16 protein-coding genes are annotated in these 14,306 nt (G+C 53.4%); 13 read left to right on the top strand and 3 right to left on the bottom strand.

Annotation, left to right across the window (positions count from 1 at the left end; translation table 11 throughout):
• From ACLJNW_RS07970 to ACLJNW_RS07935, 8 genes are all read left to right on the top strand, one after another.
• A complete protein-coding gene (locus ACLJNW_RS07970; RefSeq protein WP_023204541.1) occupies positions 1-1,428 on the top strand; it encodes a PTS fructose transporter subunit IIC in 1,428 nt (475 codons plus the stop codon).
• Positions 1,415-2,221: an HPr family phosphocarrier protein gene (locus ACLJNW_RS07965; RefSeq protein ID WP_001175241.1), complete on the top strand. Its 807-nt coding sequence runs from the start codon at positions 1,415-1,417 to the stop codon at positions 2,219-2,221. The genes ACLJNW_RS07970 and ACLJNW_RS07965 overlap by 14 nt, the downstream gene beginning before the upstream one ends.
• A 197-nt stretch (positions 2,222-2,418) precedes the next feature.
• On the top strand, positions 2,419-3,690 hold the full coding sequence (gatZ, locus tag ACLJNW_RS07960; RefSeq protein WP_000658627.1) for a tagatose-bisphosphate aldolase subunit GatZ: 1,272 nt from the start codon (positions 2,419-2,421) through the stop codon (positions 3,688-3,690).
• 14 nt (positions 3,691-3,704) lie between these two features.
• Positions 3,705-4,169, top strand: a complete 465-nt coding sequence (gatA, locus tag ACLJNW_RS07955) for a PTS galactitol transporter subunit IIA (RefSeq protein ID WP_000080445.1) — start codon at positions 3,705-3,707, stop codon at positions 4,167-4,169.
• A 30-nt stretch (positions 4,170-4,199) separates the two neighbouring features.
• Complete coding sequence (gatB, locus tag ACLJNW_RS07950; RefSeq protein WP_000824292.1) at positions 4,200-4,484, top strand: PTS galactitol transporter subunit IIB; 285 nt, start codon at positions 4,200-4,202, stop codon at positions 4,482-4,484.
• 3 nt (positions 4,485-4,487) lie between these two features.
• Complete coding sequence (locus ACLJNW_RS07945; RefSeq protein WP_000490601.1) at positions 4,488-5,861, top strand: galactitol-specific PTS transporter subunit IIC; 1,374 nt, start codon at positions 4,488-4,490, stop codon at positions 5,859-5,861.
• A 43-nt stretch (positions 5,862-5,904) separates the two neighbouring features.
• Positions 5,905-6,948, top strand: a complete 1,044-nt coding sequence (gene gatD, locus ACLJNW_RS07940; protein ID WP_024154687.1) for a galactitol-1-phosphate 5-dehydrogenase — start codon at positions 5,905-5,907, stop codon at positions 6,946-6,948.
• A 110-nt stretch (positions 6,949-7,058) separates the two neighbouring features.
• Positions 7,059-7,832: a DeoR/GlpR family DNA-binding transcription regulator gene (locus tag ACLJNW_RS07935; RefSeq protein WP_023204543.1), complete on the top strand. Its 774-nt coding sequence runs from the start codon at positions 7,059-7,061 to the stop codon at positions 7,830-7,832.
• A gap of 158 nt (positions 7,833-7,990) precedes the next feature.
• Here ACLJNW_RS07935 and rsmI read toward each other — a convergent pair whose 3' ends face one another.
• Positions 7,991-8,854, bottom strand: a complete 864-nt coding sequence (gene rsmI, locus ACLJNW_RS07930) for a 16S rRNA (cytidine(1402)-2'-O)-methyltransferase (protein WP_000812295.1) — start codon at positions 8,852-8,854, stop codon at positions 7,991-7,993.
• 63 nt (positions 8,855-8,917) lie between these two features.
• Here rsmI and ACLJNW_RS07925 point away from each other — a divergent pair, with 63 nt between their 5' ends.
• The 4 genes from ACLJNW_RS07925 to dolP are packed head-to-tail and all read left to right on the top strand — an operon-like array spanning position 8,918 to position 12,510.
• Positions 8,918-10,960: a penicillin-binding protein activator gene (locus ACLJNW_RS07925; protein WP_024154686.1), complete on the top strand. Its 2,043-nt coding sequence runs from the start codon at positions 8,918-8,920 to the stop codon at positions 10,958-10,960.
• Entirely contained in the window at positions 10,918-11,313 is a 396-nt protein-coding gene (locus ACLJNW_RS07920; protein ID WP_000057285.1) for a YraN family protein, read from the top strand. The genes ACLJNW_RS07925 and ACLJNW_RS07920 overlap by 43 nt, the downstream gene beginning before the upstream one ends.
• 21 nt (positions 11,314-11,334) lie before the next feature.
• Positions 11,335-11,925, top strand: a complete 591-nt coding sequence (gene diaA / locus ACLJNW_RS07915; RefSeq protein ID WP_000893481.1) for a DnaA initiator-associating protein DiaA — start codon at positions 11,335-11,337, stop codon at positions 11,923-11,925.
• 9 nt (positions 11,926-11,934) lie between these two features.
• The gene (gene dolP / locus ACLJNW_RS07910; RefSeq protein ID WP_000643280.1) at positions 11,935-12,510 is read left to right on the top strand and encodes a division/outer membrane stress-associated lipid-binding lipoprotein; all 576 of its coding nucleotides are present in this window, start codon (positions 11,935-11,937) and stop codon (positions 12,508-12,510) included.
• A 66-nt stretch (positions 12,511-12,576) separates the two neighbouring features.
• On the opposite strand, the gene ACLJNW_RS07905 is transcribed toward dolP, so the two are convergent.
• Entirely contained in the window at positions 12,577-13,212 is a 636-nt protein-coding gene (locus ACLJNW_RS07905) for an NAD(P)H-binding protein (protein ID WP_023204546.1), read from the bottom strand.
• Between the two features lie 130 nt (positions 13,213-13,342).
• Here ACLJNW_RS07905 and yhbO point away from each other — a divergent pair, with 130 nt between their 5' ends.
• Positions 13,343-13,861, top strand: coding sequence for a protein/nucleic acid deglycase (gene yhbO, locus ACLJNW_RS07900; RefSeq protein ID WP_000037599.1), 519 nt, complete (start codon positions 13,343-13,345; stop codon positions 13,859-13,861).
• On the opposite strand, the gene ACLJNW_RS07895 is transcribed toward yhbO, so the two are convergent.
• On the bottom strand, positions 13,841-14,284 hold the full coding sequence (locus tag ACLJNW_RS07895) for a YhbP family protein (protein ID WP_023204547.1): 444 nt from the start codon (positions 14,282-14,284) through the stop codon (positions 13,841-13,843). The genes yhbO and ACLJNW_RS07895 overlap by 21 nt on opposite strands.
• Positions 14,285-14,306: the final 22 nt, after the last annotated feature.

Below are 14,306 nucleotides of genomic sequence, written 5' to 3'. Positions count from 1 at the left end.
ATGAAAAAGATCATTGCAGTGACCGGCTGCCCTACCGGTATTGCGCATACATTTATGGCTGAAGAAGCCTTAAAAAATGCCGCGAAAAAATTATCTGTTGAAATAAAAGTTGAAACCAATGGTGCCAGTGGCGTTGAAAATGCCATTCAACCTGCTGATCTGGTAGATATTGCCGGAGTCATTATTGCGGCGGATAAAGATGTCTTACCTGATCGCTTTAATGGTTTACCGGTTATTGAAGTACCGGTAAAAGAAGCAATCCATCATCCTGCGGAGCTGATTAATAAAGTTATTAATGGTGAAGCCCCAATACGTAAAGGCGAAGCAACCACCAGCACGGAAATTATCGAAAAAGAATCACTGGGGCGACAAATTTATAAGCACCTGATGAGTGGTGTTTCAAATATGCTACCTTTTGTAGTTGCCGGAGGCATATTAATTGCGGTGTCGTTTTTATGGGGGATTTATTCCGCTGATCCTAATTCAGCTGAATACAATGCAACCGCCGCAATGCTAATGAAAATCGGTCAGCAAGCCTTTTCGATTATGGTTCCGGTCTTTACCGCTTATATTGCATTCTCTATTTCTGGCAGACCAGGGATGGTGGCTGGATTTGTCGGCGGCTTACTGGCAAATGCTACCGGCGCAGGATTTCTTGGTGGGATAATTGCCGGATTCGCCGCCGGTTACCTGATGTTATGGGTAAAGAATCGACTCGAAGGCTTACCGCGTCAGTATGAAGGCCTGAAATCGATTTTTATTATGCCGCTCATTGGCGTACTGGTTATTGGCGTGTTGATGTCGCTGCTTGGGCAACCTGTCGCAGCTATCAATAATAGCATGATGAACTGGCTGGCATCGCTACAGGAAGCGAATCCAATATTGCTGGGTATTGTGGTGGGTGCAATGTGCTCCTTTGACTTTGGCGGCCCGGTAAACAAAGCCGCTTATGTCACCGGCACGCTTTTACTGGGCCAGGGCAACTTCTACTTTATGGCTGGTGTGTCTGCCGCATGTATTACTCCACCACTGGTAATTGCTCTGGCGACCACCTTCTTTCCAAAAGGTTTTAGCGAGGAAGAACGTGCCGCAGGCATGGTTAACTATATCCTCGGTTGTACACACATCACTGAAGGCGCGATTCCTTTCGCAGCTAAAGATCCTTTGCGTGTCATCCCGATGATGATGATTGCTTCCAGCATTTCCGCAGTACTTAGCTACAGCTTGCGTATTCAGGTTCCGGCTCCTCACGGCGGCTTCTTAATTTTACCTTTGGTGAGTCAGCCGCTGGCCTGGGTGTTATGTATCCTTGCGGGCTCTGCATGTGGTGCGGTGATGCTTGGCCTATGGAGATTGTGGGCTGTGCGCAAAAATTCAGTCAACACAACTCCTGTAGCAAAGGCTGGAGGTCAGAATGCAGCTCTGTGAACACGATATTTTTATCAGCGATGAGCGCCTCGATAAAGTCACCGCTCTGCACCGTGTGGTGGAAAAGTTATCTGCGGCTGGCAATACCACGACTGACTATTTACGCGGCATGTTGGATCGCGAAGCACAGATCTCCACTTATCTGGGAAATGGAATCGCGATCCCACACGGTACGCCAGAGTCTCGCGATGCAGTATTACAAACCGGTGTAAAGGTAATCGTTTTTCGCCACGGCGTTGACTGGGGTGACGGCAATACCGCGTATCTGGTCACCGGAATTGCCGCGCGCTCCAATGAACATCTTGAGATTTTGCGCCAACTGACTCGCGTGCTCAGCGATGACGCTATTCTGCAAGCACTGGCTAAAGCCGAATCCCCCAGTCAGGTTTTAGCGCTACTGACTGGATCGACGACCAATGCGCCAGCAGCCGTGGAGTTGCAGGAGGGTGAGCAGGCAACGTTTGTCATCCATAATCCGCATGGTTTACATGCCAGACCCAGTGCGGTACTGGTGAAGTTTATCAAACAGTTTCAAAGCCACATTACGGTAGAAAATCTGGATAGCGCCTCCGGCCCGGTGGACGGGAAAAACCTGATGCGAGTGGTGTCGCTCGGCGCGAAAAAGGGGCATCGCTTGTTGTTCCGGGCGCAGGGCGAAGATGCACAGCAGGCACTACGTGAAATCGGGGAGCTTATCGCCTCTGGTGCAGGCGAGATGATCACCGTTCCCGTTACCCCACCACCAGAAGTCATGCAGCCAAAGCGCAGTTGGCTATCTCGATTGTTTAATTAGCCTTCATTTGTTCCTCCGTGCCCGCTCCGGCGGGTACGGTTTTTCATGACAAAGTGAAGTTACAGACATTACACACCATTTCGTTACCTTACATTTCCTTTCGCAACTTTCATTTATCAGATCAAAATCACAAAACAACATTACGAAAGCCTATAAATTCTTTCGAAGAAGAAAAACGAAAGAACTCGGAGATAAAAGTGAAAGAAATAATTGCTCGTCATAAAGCAGGAGAACATCTGGGCATCTGTTCAGTTTGTTCTGCTCATCCCCTGGTTATCGAATCAGCTCTGCTTTTCGATCTCAATACTGACAACAAGGTATTGATTGAAGCCACATCCAATCAGGTTAATCAGTTTGGCGGTTATACCGGAATGAAACCGGCTGATTTTCGTGATTTTGTTTATGGCATTGCTCAGGAAGTGGGATTTCCACGTGAGCGGTTGATTCTTGGCGGCGATCATTTAGGGCCTAACTGCTGGCAGAACGAACCGGCAGCGGCGGCAATGGAAAAGTCAGTTGAGTTAATAAAAGCGTATGTCGCCGCTGGTTTTAGCAAAATTCACCTGGACGCGTCGATGTCCTGCGCTGACGACCCGACACCGTTGGATCCGATGGTCGTTGCACGCCGTGCCGCCGTGCTTTGTAAAGCAGCAGAAGAGACCGCAAACGAAGAACAAAAATGCCATCTGACTTATGTCATCGGCACGGAAGTGCCCGTTCCTGGCGGTGAAGCCAGTACCATCGGCAGCGTTCATGTCACCCGCGAAGTCGATGCTGCCCGTACGCTGGAAACTCACCAAATCGCGTTTCGTGAATCAGGTCTGGAAGAAGCACTGTCACGCGTGATCGCCATTGTGGTGCAGCCGGGCGTTGAATTTGATCATACCCAGATTATTCATTATCAGCCGCAGGCGGCACAGGCGCTCTCCGCATGGATAAAAGAAACGCCGATGGTCTATGAAGCGCATTCGACTGATTATCAGACGCGACAGGCCTACCGTGCGCTGGTACGCGATCATTACGCCATTCTGAAGGTCGGCCCGGCGCTCACTTTCGCGCTGCGCGAAGCCATTTTCGCACTTGCGCAAATGGAAAACGAGCTGATCTCCCCGGAACAACGTAGTCGGGTACTGGAGGTCATTGATGAAGTTATGCTAAACGAACCGGGCTACTGGAAAAAATACTACCGTCCAACCTGGAGCCAGGCGATGGTCGACATCCACTTTAGTTTGTCTGACCGTATTCGCTATTACTGGCCGCACCCGCGTATTCGTCAAAGCGTAGAGAAGTTAATCGCCAATCTGAACAACGTCACATTGCCGCTGGGATTAATTAGCCAGTTTATGCCCGTACAGTTTGAACGCCTGTCTGAGGGCGTGCTCACCCCTACGCCGCATAACCTGATTATTGACAAAATTCAGGATGTTCTGCGCGCTTATCGCTTCGGTTGCACGCCGGATGTCGCCTGAATAATGGAGAATTTATGAGCCAACTATTTGTCCGAACCGGAATCACATTCGACTCGAGCCAACAGGCGCTGGCGCACATTGGCAAAGAGATGCTGGCGAAAGGCGTGGTACATGATAGTTATCCGCAGGCGCTGGTGGAACGTGAAGCGTCTTTTCCTACCGGCATTGCGCTGGAGCGTCACGCCGTCGCTATCCCTCATTGCGAGGCGGTTCATGCGAAATCACCCGCTATCTATCTGATTCGTCCAGATAAGCCGGTCATGTTTCAACAGGCGGATGATGACGAAGAGATTGCCGTTTCGTTAATCATCGCCTTAATCGTTGAAAACCCGGCGGCACAGCTAAAACTTCTGCGCCGCCTGTTTAGTGAGCTACAGAACCCGAGCACCCTCGATGCCCTGTTAAGCGCGCCGGATGCCGAACTGGCGATACGCTTTCAGGAAACCATCCTTGAGCCTGAGCAGTGCGTCCAGGTTTGATAATAAATTGATAATAATGAGGAATACCCTATGAAACGTAAAGTAATTGTGGCCTGTGGCGGTGCGGTTGCAACCTCAACGATGGCTGCGGAAGAAATTAAAGAGCTATGTGATGCCAACCATATTGAGCTCGACTTAGTGCAATGCCGGGTCACCGAAATCGAAACCTATATGGACGGCGCCGATCTTATCTGTACCACTGCCAGGGTCGATCGCGCCTTTGGCGATATTCCCGTCGTTCACGGTATGCCTTTTGTTTCCGGCGTGGGTATTGAAGCATTACAGAAAAAAATTCTGTCCATTCTCATGGGGTAACGTATGTTTAGCGAAATAATGCGTTATATCCTCGACTTAGGCCCAACGGTGATGTTGCCTCTGGTGATCATCGTGTTCTCTAAACTGCTGGGAATGAAGCTTGGGGATTGTTTTAAATCGGGTTTGCATATTGGTATCGGCTTCGTGGGTATTGGTCTGGTCATCGGCCTGATGCTGGATTCTATCGGCCCCGCGGCGAAAGCCATGGCGGAACATTTCCAAATCAATCTCCACGTTATTGACGTCGGCTGGCCAGGTTCATCGCCCATGACCTGGGCGTCACAAATCGCGCTGGTCGCGATCCCTGTCGCCATCGGGGTTAACGTTCTGATGCTGGTGACCCGCATGACCCGCGTGGTGAATGTTGATATCTGGAATATCTGGCACATGACCTTCACGGGCGCCATGCTGCATCTGGCGACCGGTTCATACTGGCTGGGGATTCTGGGCGTTGTGGTTCATGCCGCCTTTGTCTACAAACTGGGGGACTGGTTTGCCAAAGATACCCGCGACTATTTTGGCCTCGAGGGGATTGCTATCCCACACGGTTCATCCGCGTACCTGGGCCCCGTGGCGGTACTCGTTGATACCATTATCGAGAAAATTCCGGGTCTCAATCGTATTCACTTTAGCGCAGACGATGTCCAGAAACGCTTCGGACCGTTTGGCGAGCCGGTGACTGTCGGCTTCGTGATGGGGCTGGTGATTGGTGTGCTGGCAGGCTACGACGCCAAAGCCGTTCTGCAACTGGCGGTCAAAACCGCAGCGGTGATGCTGCTTATGCCACGCGTCATTAAACCTATTATGGATGGCCTAACGCCTATCGCGAAACATGCGCGTAAACGTCTACAGGCCAAATTTGGCGGGCAGGAGTTCCTGATAGGCCTTGATCCAGCGCTACTGCTCGGTCATACCTCTGTTGTCTCCGCGAGCCTGATATTCATTCCGCTGACCATCCTGATTGCCGTCTTAGTACCGGGAAACCAGGTGCTGCCGTTCGGCGACCTCGCCACCATCGGTTTCTTTATTGCGATGGCGGTCGCGGTACACCAGGGCAACCTGTTCCGCACGCTGATTTCAGGTGTCATTATCATGGGTATCACCCTGTGGATAGCCACCCAGACGATTGGCCTGCATACCCAACTGGCTGCCAATGCCGGAGCGCTAAAAGCAGGCGGACAAGTCGCCTCGCTGGATCAGGGCGGTTCTCCCATCACCTGGCTGCTGATTCAACTTTTTACCTGGCAGAATATCGTCGGCTTCGCCGTCATTGCCATTATCTATCTGGCCGGCGTACTGCTGACCTGGCGTCGCGCCCGACAGTTTGTCGCGGCTGAGAAAGCCACGGCGCTACAGCAAAGTCAAATCGCCTCTTAATTTTAGGGGAGCAATCGCTCCCCTCACCTTCCTGGAGAATGTTATGAAATCAGTGGTTATTCACGCTGAGGGAGACGTGCGCGTTGAAGAACGTCCCTTACCACAACTGCAAGCCGAGGACGATGTGTTGGTCAAAGTCGTTAGCTCAGGGCTTTGCGGGTCGGATATCCCGCGTATTTTCGCGCAGGGCGCCCATTATTATCCTATTACGTTAGGCCATGAATTCAGCGGCTACGTTGAATCCTACGGCACAGGCGTAACGGATATGCAGCCTGGCGATGCCGTCGCTTGTGTCCCGCTTCTTCCCTGCTTTCACTGTCCGCAATGCGAACGCGGTTACTTTTCTTTATGCAAACAGTATCAGTTTGTAGGATCGCGCAGCGAAGGCGGTAATGCGGAATATGTGGTGGTCAAACGGGCCAATCTTTTCCGCTTGCCGTCTGATATGCCGATTGAAGATGGCGCGTTTATCGAACCGATTACCGTGGGCTTACACGCCTTTCATCTGGCGCAGGGCTGCGAGGGGAAAAACGTAATTATCGTCGGGGCCGGGACAATTGGCCTGCTGGCCTTACAGTGCGCGCGGGAACTGGGCGCGCGAAGCGTAACGGCGATTGATATCAATCCGCAGAAACTGGAACTGGCGAAAGCGCTCGGCGCAACGCATACCTGTAATAGCCGGGAAATGACCGCCGACGACATCAAGACCGCGTTGTCCGACATTCAGTTTGATCAACTGGTTCTCGAAACGGCAGGAACTCCCCAGACCGTCTCGCTGGCTATCGATATCGCCGGGCCGCGAGCGCAACTGGCGCTGGTGGGGACGTTACATCACGATCTCACCCTGACGACGCGCACATTCGGGTTAATTTTGCGTAAAGAGCTCACGCTCCTCGGCAGTTGGATGAACTACTCCGCGCCATGGCCAGGAGAAGAATGGGAAACCGCAGCGCGCCTGTTAGCTGAAAAACGTCTTCAACTGACCCCTCTCATTGCCCACCGCGGCGATGCGGAAAGCTTTGCAGAAGCAGTCAAAGCGCTTAATGGCGCGTCCATGCAGGGCAAAATCTTACTTCAACTTTCCTGATGGTACGAGCCAGCAACCTGCGCTGGCTCACATTTCCTTTCGAAATTTAGCGTTCACCTTTCGCAATCCTTCGTTTAAACTAGTTACAGTTAATTATCAGGCAAATCAATATGAACTCATTTGAGCGAAGAAATAAAATTGTCGACCTGATTAATACGCAAGGCAGCGTGCTAGTGATGGACCTTTCAAATACCTTTGGTATTTCTGAAGTGACTATCCGTGCTGACCTGCGTCTGCTGGAAGAGAAAGGCCTTGTCACCCGTTTTCATGGCGGCGCGGCAAAACCGGGAAGTCATCTGTCGGAAGGCGACAATCAGGAAGTCATTCTGGAAGATCGGTATCAACTCGCCAGCGATCCGAAAAAGCGGATTGCCCAGGCGGCTGCGGCAATGGTTGAAGAAGGAATGACCATCATTCTGGATAGCGGGAGCACAACATTACTGATTGCGGAAGCGCTCGCGCGAAAAAGCAATATTACGGTGATCACTAACAGCTTGCCTGCCGCTTTTACGCTATCAGAAAATAAAGATCTCACGCTGGTGGTCTGCGGCGGTACGGTACGGCATAAAACCCACTCAATGCACGGCACGATTGCGGAACGATCGCTACACGGCATCAGCGCCGATGTCATGTTTGTCGGGGCGGATGGTATTGATGCGACAAACGGTATTACCACGTTTAACGAAGGTTATTCCATTAGCGGCGTCATGGCGGCGGCGGCACACAAAGTTATCGCGGTACTGGACGCGACCAAATTTAACCGTCGCGGCTTTAACCAGGTATTGCCGATGGACAAGATCGACTGTGTGATAACCGATGACACTATCAGCAAACAGGATAAAGCGGCATTAGCGAAAACAGGCGTGGAATTAATGATCGTCTAAATAAGGAGTCGGTTATGCGTTGCGGATCGCGAGAGTAAGCCCGAAGGAAAGGCCCGGCCCGCTATCACCGCCCAATGCCCCCATCAATTTACCCACATCAATCACCTGATTGAGTATTAACGCGATGGCGATAAAAGGCGGTTCCCGGGCGCTCGCTTTTACTCTTCCTGCTGCTCCAGCGCATACTTATACAGCGCATTTTTCTTCACGCCGTGAATTTCTGCTGCCAGCGCCGCCGCTTTTTTCAGCGGCAGTTCTGCCTGTAGCAGCGCCAGCGTGCGCAGCGCGTCGGCGGGCAGGTCGTCTTCTTGCGCTTTATGCCCTTCGACAATCAGCACCATTTCGCCTTTGCGACGGTTTTCATCTTCTTTGACCCACGCCAGCAGCTCGCCGACCGGCGCGCCGTGAATCGTCTCCCAGGTTTTGGTCAGCTCACGCGCCAGCACCACATAACGGGATTCTCCCAATACCGCGACGATATCTTCCAGGCTATCTAACAGGCGGTGGGTTGACTCATAAAAAATCAGCGTTCGCGGTTCCGTTTCAATGGCTTTTAGCGCATCACGGCGGCCTTTGGATTTCGCCGGTAAAAAGCCTTCATAGCAGAAACGGTCGGATGGCAAACCTGCGGCACTTAATGCAGTGATAGCAGCACATGGCCCCGGTAGTGGCACCACACGGATGCCCGCTTCGCGACAAGTACGCACCAGGTGGTAGCCCGGATCGTTAATCAGCGGCGTACCGGCGTCGGAAACCAGCGCAATGTTCTGCCCTTCTTTTAGCTTCGCGACCAGCGTTTCCGCTTTTTGTTGTTCGTTATGGTCGTGCAGCGCGAACAACCGGGCATTAATCCCAAAATGTTGCAGCAATAAACCGGTGTGACGAGTATCTTCAGCGGCAATCAGATCTACAGCCTGTAACACCTCCAACGCACGCTGGGTAATATCCGCCAGATTACCGATAGGAGTAGGTACAATAAAGAGTTGGCCCTGAGAATTATCCGCCGATTCGTTTTGTTTCATTGTGTCGTCCGTATTGCCGATTTAATATTGAGCATTGCGTAAAAAAATATCACTGGATACAGTATGGTACCCTCAACATTTTCTCGTTTGAACGCCGCGCGCGCGCTGCCTGTCGTCCTGGCTGCGCTACTTTTCGCCGGGTGCGGCACCCAGGCGCCAGATCAAAGCGCAGCCTATATGCAGGGTTCAGCGCAAGCTGACTCCGCCTTTTACCTGCATCAGATGCAGCAAAGCGCAGATGATAGCAAGACCAACTGGCAATTACTCGCCATTCATGCACTGCTGAAAGAAGGAAAAAGCCAGCAGGCCGTCGAGTTGTTCAATCAACTCCCGCAAAATCTGAACGATGCCCAGCGTCGCGAACAGTCTTTATTAGCGGTAGAAATCAAACTGGCGCAAAAAGATGTCGCAGGCGCGCAGGCCTTGCTGGATAAACTAAAACCTGCCGACTTTGCGCCAAATCAGCAAGCGCGTTACTGGCAGGCGCAGATCGTTGCCAGCCAGGGACGCCCGTCGCTTACCCTGTTGCGGGCGTTAATCGCCCAGGAACCGCTACTGGCGGCGAAAGATAAACAAAAAAATATCGACGCCACCTGGCAGGCGCTCTCCGCCATGACGCCGGATCAGGCCAGGACGCTGGTTATCAACGCCGATGAAAATGTGCTTCAGGGCTGGCTGGATCTGCAACGCGTCTGGTTTGACAACCGCAACGATCCGGACATGCTGAAAGCTGGGATCGCCGACTGGCAAAAACGCTACCCGCAAAATCCGGGGGCGAAAATGCTGCCGACGCAGCTCGTCAATGTACAACGTTTCAAACCGGCTTCCACCAGCAAAATCGCTCTGCTGCTGCCGCTGAACGGTCAGGCTGCCGTGTTTGGCCGTACCATCCAGCAAGGTTTCGAAGCCGCGAAAAACCTCGGCACCCAGGCGGTAGAGATGCAGCCTGCCGCCGCGCCTGACGCGCCGGTAGAACCTGGCGTGGAGGAGACGCAGCCACAAATGACCAACGGCGTCGCCAGTCCGTCGCAGGCCTCGGTGAGCGATCTGACTGATGACGCTCCATCCCAGTCCGCTACGCCAGTCAGCGCGCCACAAACTCCCCCTGCTACAACAAGCGCGCCGGCGGATCCCTCCGCTGAATTAAAAATCTACGATACCTCTTCCCAGCCGTTGGATCAGGTGCTTGCTCAGGTTCAGCAAGACGGCGCCAGTATCGTGGTCGGGCCGCTGTTGAAAAACAATGTGGAAGCGCTGATGAAAAGCAACACGCCGCTCAACGTGCTGGCACTCAACCAGCCGGAAACGGTACGTAGCTTCCCTAATATCTGCTATTTCGCGCTCTCTCCAGAAGATGAAGCCCGTGATGCGGCGCATCATATTTATGACCAGGGCAAGCAGTCGCCGCTGCTGTTGATCCCACGCAGCACGCTTGGCGATCGCGTGGCGAACGCCTTCACCCAGGAGTGGCAAAAACTGGGCGGCGGCATCGTGTTACAGCAAAAATTCGGCTCCGTAGCCGAGCTGAAAATGGGCGTGAACGGCGGCGCGGGTATCGCGTTGACGGGCAGCCCGCTCGCCGCCAGCGTGCCTGCGCAGCCTGGCGTCACCATTGGCGGTCTGACTATCCCTGCGCCGCCGACCGACGCACAAATCACCGGCGGCGGACGCGTAGACGCAGTCTATATTCTGGCTACGCCGGAAGAGATTGGCTTTATCAAACCGATGATCGCCATGCGTAACGGCACCCAGAGCGGCGCGACGCTGTATGCCAGCTCTCGCAGCGCGCAAGGCACCTCCGGCCCCGACTTCCGTCTGGAAATGGAGGGTTTACAATACAGTGAAATTCCTATGCTGGCAGGCGGCAATATGCCGTTGATGCAGCAGGCGCTGAGCGCTGTACATAACGACTATTCTCTGGCGCGGATGTACGCCATGGGCGTGGATGCCTGGACGCTGGCGAACCACTTTTCGCAGATGCGTCAGGTGCAGGGATTTGAGATCAATGGTAATACCGGCGCATTAACCGCCAGCCCGGATTGTGTGATTAACAGGAAGTTATCATGGCTCAAATACCAGCAAGGGGAGATTGTTCCCGCCAGCTAACGCGTAAACAGGCTGGCGACGCGTGGGAAGCTGCCGCGCGTCGCTGGCTGGAAAGCAAAGGACTGCGGTTTATCGCCGCCAACGTGCGCGAGCGCGGCGGCGAAATCGATCTGATCATGCGCGACGGAAAAACGACGGTTTTTGTTGAGGTCCGCTATCGGCGCTCCGGGCTTTATGGCGGCGCGGCGGCTAGTGTGACCCGCAGCAAGCAACACAAATTATTACATACTGCCCGCTTGTGGCTCGCCCGCCAGAATGGGAGTTTTGATACTGTGGATTGTCGGTTCGATGTGTTAGCCTTCACCGGAAATGAGATTGAGTGGTTTCGGGATGCGTTTAACGACCACTCATAATTGAAGATTTTAAGGATTAGCGTGCTCGAAAGAATCAAAGTTTGCTTTACAGAAAGCATTCAAACTCAAATTGCTGCGGCGGAAGCGCTTCCGGATGCCATTTCCCGCGCCGCCATGACGCTGGTTCATTCCCTGCTTAACGGCAACAAAATCCTCTGTTGTGGAAACGGGACGTCCGCGGCCAACGCACAGCATTTTGCTGCCAGCATGATTAACCGCTTTGAAACGGAGCGACCCAGTTTACCCGCCATTGCACTAAATACCGATAATGTGGTCTTAACTGCGATCGCTAACGATCGCCTGCACGATGAAGTTTATGCAAAACAAGTCCGGGCGCTGGGACATGCAGGCGATGTTTTATTGGCGATCTCTACGCGTGGTAATAGTCGCGATATCGTAAAAGCCGTTGAAGCAGCCGTCACACGTGACATGACCATTGTGGCGCTAACCGGGTATGACGGGGGTGAGCTGGCCGGACTATTAGGGCCGCAGGATGTCGAAATTCGTATCCCTTCACACCACAGCGCGCGCATTCAGGAAATGCATATGCTGACGGTAAACTGCCTGTGCGATTTGATCGATAACACGCTTTTTCCTCACCAGGATGATTAAGGAGTACACATGAAGGCATTTTCGCCGCTCGCAGTCCTTATTTCTGCGTTGCTATTGCAAGGTTGCGTCGCCGCCGCGGTAGTGGGTACGGCAGCCGTCGGCACCAAAGCCGCAACCGACCCGCGTAGCGTGGGCACCCAGGTGGATGACGGAACGCTGGAACTGCGTGTCAGCAGCGCGCTGTCGAAAGATGAGCAAATCAAAAAAGAGACGCGCATCAATGTCACGGCTTATCAGGGCAAAGTTTTGTTAGTGGGCCAGTCGCCAAACAGCGAACTCTCCGCACGCGCTAAACAGATAGCGATGGGCGTTGAAGGCACCACCGAGGTCTATAACGAGATTCGCCAGGGTCAGCCTATCGGCCTGGGGACCGCCTCTAACGATACCTGGATCACCACGAAAGTTCGCTCACAGCTACTGACCAGCGATCAGGTAAAATCGTCAAACGTGAAAGTCACCACCGAAAATGGCGAAGTGTTCCTGCTGGGCCTGGTGACTGAACGTGAAGGTAAAGCGGCAGCGGACATCGCCAGCCGGGTGAGCGGCGTGAAACGCGTGACCACCGCCTTTACGTATATTAAGTAACCGGTGTGCCGGGTGGCGATAAGAATGTGTAAACCGCGTCGCCATCCGGTAAATCATCCGGCTTCGCTATTCCGCTTTTTCCCGCAGTTGCGATGAGGTCAGAATCGTCACGCCTTCTTGTGCTGGCGCCAGCGCTTCCGCCAGCATGGCCCGCGCCACATCCCGCGCATCAATCGATTTCCAGTTTCCTGGCAACAGCCGGAATAGCGGAGCGAAAAGCGTTTCATTCACCCGCCGCGTTGTTCTGTCGCCGAGCAGCATAGAAGGCCGGGCAATCGTCAAACGAGGCCAATTTTGTGCGATTAACGCCTCTTCCATTTCTCCTTTCACCCGATTGTAGAAAAACGGAGAGTGCGCGTTTGCTCCCATTGCGCTGACCACCACCATGTGCTGCGCACCCAGTCGACGTCCGGTCAGCGCGGTATCAACCACCAGCGTATAATCCGCATGAATAAACGCCGCTTTACTTCCCGCTTCACGCTGGGTCGTGCCCAGGCAGCAAAAAACAATATCTACCGGGTCGGTCACCTGAGCTAACGCATCGGTAAGCTGCGGATCGTGAGGGTTATAAACGCCGACAATATCCGTCAGCGGGCGACGCGTCGGCGCGGCGATAGCGCTCACCTGCGGCGTGTTGATTAACATTCTCAGCAGATGTCCGCCGACCAGTCCGGTCGCGCCGGTAATCAGTACCTGACTCATCCTCGCTCCTTTACAGATTTGTCCACCTTGCACTCTCGGCCCTATCGACCAGGCTTAATAGTCTACGAGGTAAGTATCCATCATTGTGGAAAATTTGCCTTACCCGACGCCACCACTGCGGAGGAAACGCATGAGTAAGAAAATTGCCGTTTTGATTACCGATGAATTTGAAGATTCAGAATTTACCTCGCCGGCAGCAGAATTCCGTCAGGCCGGCCATGAGGTCATCACCATCGAAAAAGAGGCGGGTAAAACGGTGAAAGGAAAAAAAGGCGAGGCCAGCGTCACCATTGATAAGGCTATTGATGACGTTCGTCCCGACGAGTTCGACGCCTTGCTATTGCCGGGAGGTCATTCGCCGGACTACCTGCGCGGCGACAGCCGTTTCGTGGATTTTACCCGCGATTTCGTTAACAGCGGTAAACCGGTTTTTGCCATTTGCCACGGCCCGCAGTTGTTGATCAGCGCCGATGTCATTCGTGGCCGCAAACTCACGGCGGTGAAACCGATTATTATCGATGTGAAGAACGCGGGCGCGGAATTTTACGATCAGGAAGTCGTCGTCGATAAAGATCAGCTGGTGACCAGCCGCACGCCTGACGACCTGCCGGCATTTAACCGCGAGGCGCTACGCCTGCTGGGCGCGTGAGTCGCGTAACCAGTGCAGTTTTTTACCAAACCCCAGCGTGTTGTCGGTGAATTTAATTTCATCCAGCCGGATTTCCCATACCGGCGCTGGCAGCACCCTGGCGACCGGGAAGCGACGAAGGTAAGCTTTACGCGCGGCGTCGCTCTCCTGCCCCTCCAGACGGCGAATTTCCCCTTTAAACTGTACGCCGCGAATGCGCGCCACCGTTTTCGGCTGACCATTGACCGTTCCCGCAACTGGCGCGCACGCGCCGGACATTAGCGCATGGCGGGTTTTATCATCCGTTAACAGATACAGCGCGACGTTTTGCGCATCGAACAAATAAAACGCATTGGCGCACCACAGCTCTCCCTCATGGTGTACGCACCAGGTCACCACGTGTTGTTTCGCCAGCCAACGGCCAATAGCGGTAAGTGTGTCCATCTTTATTCTCGCTTATACTGGG

This window comes from Salmonella sp. SAL4457 (assembly GCF_046548235.1).
Lineage (GTDB): Bacteria > Pseudomonadota > Gammaproteobacteria > Enterobacterales > Enterobacteriaceae > Salmonella > Salmonella enterica.
Note: the sequence above shows the minus strand (reverse complement) of the source record. Positions and strands in the feature narration are given on the sequence as shown.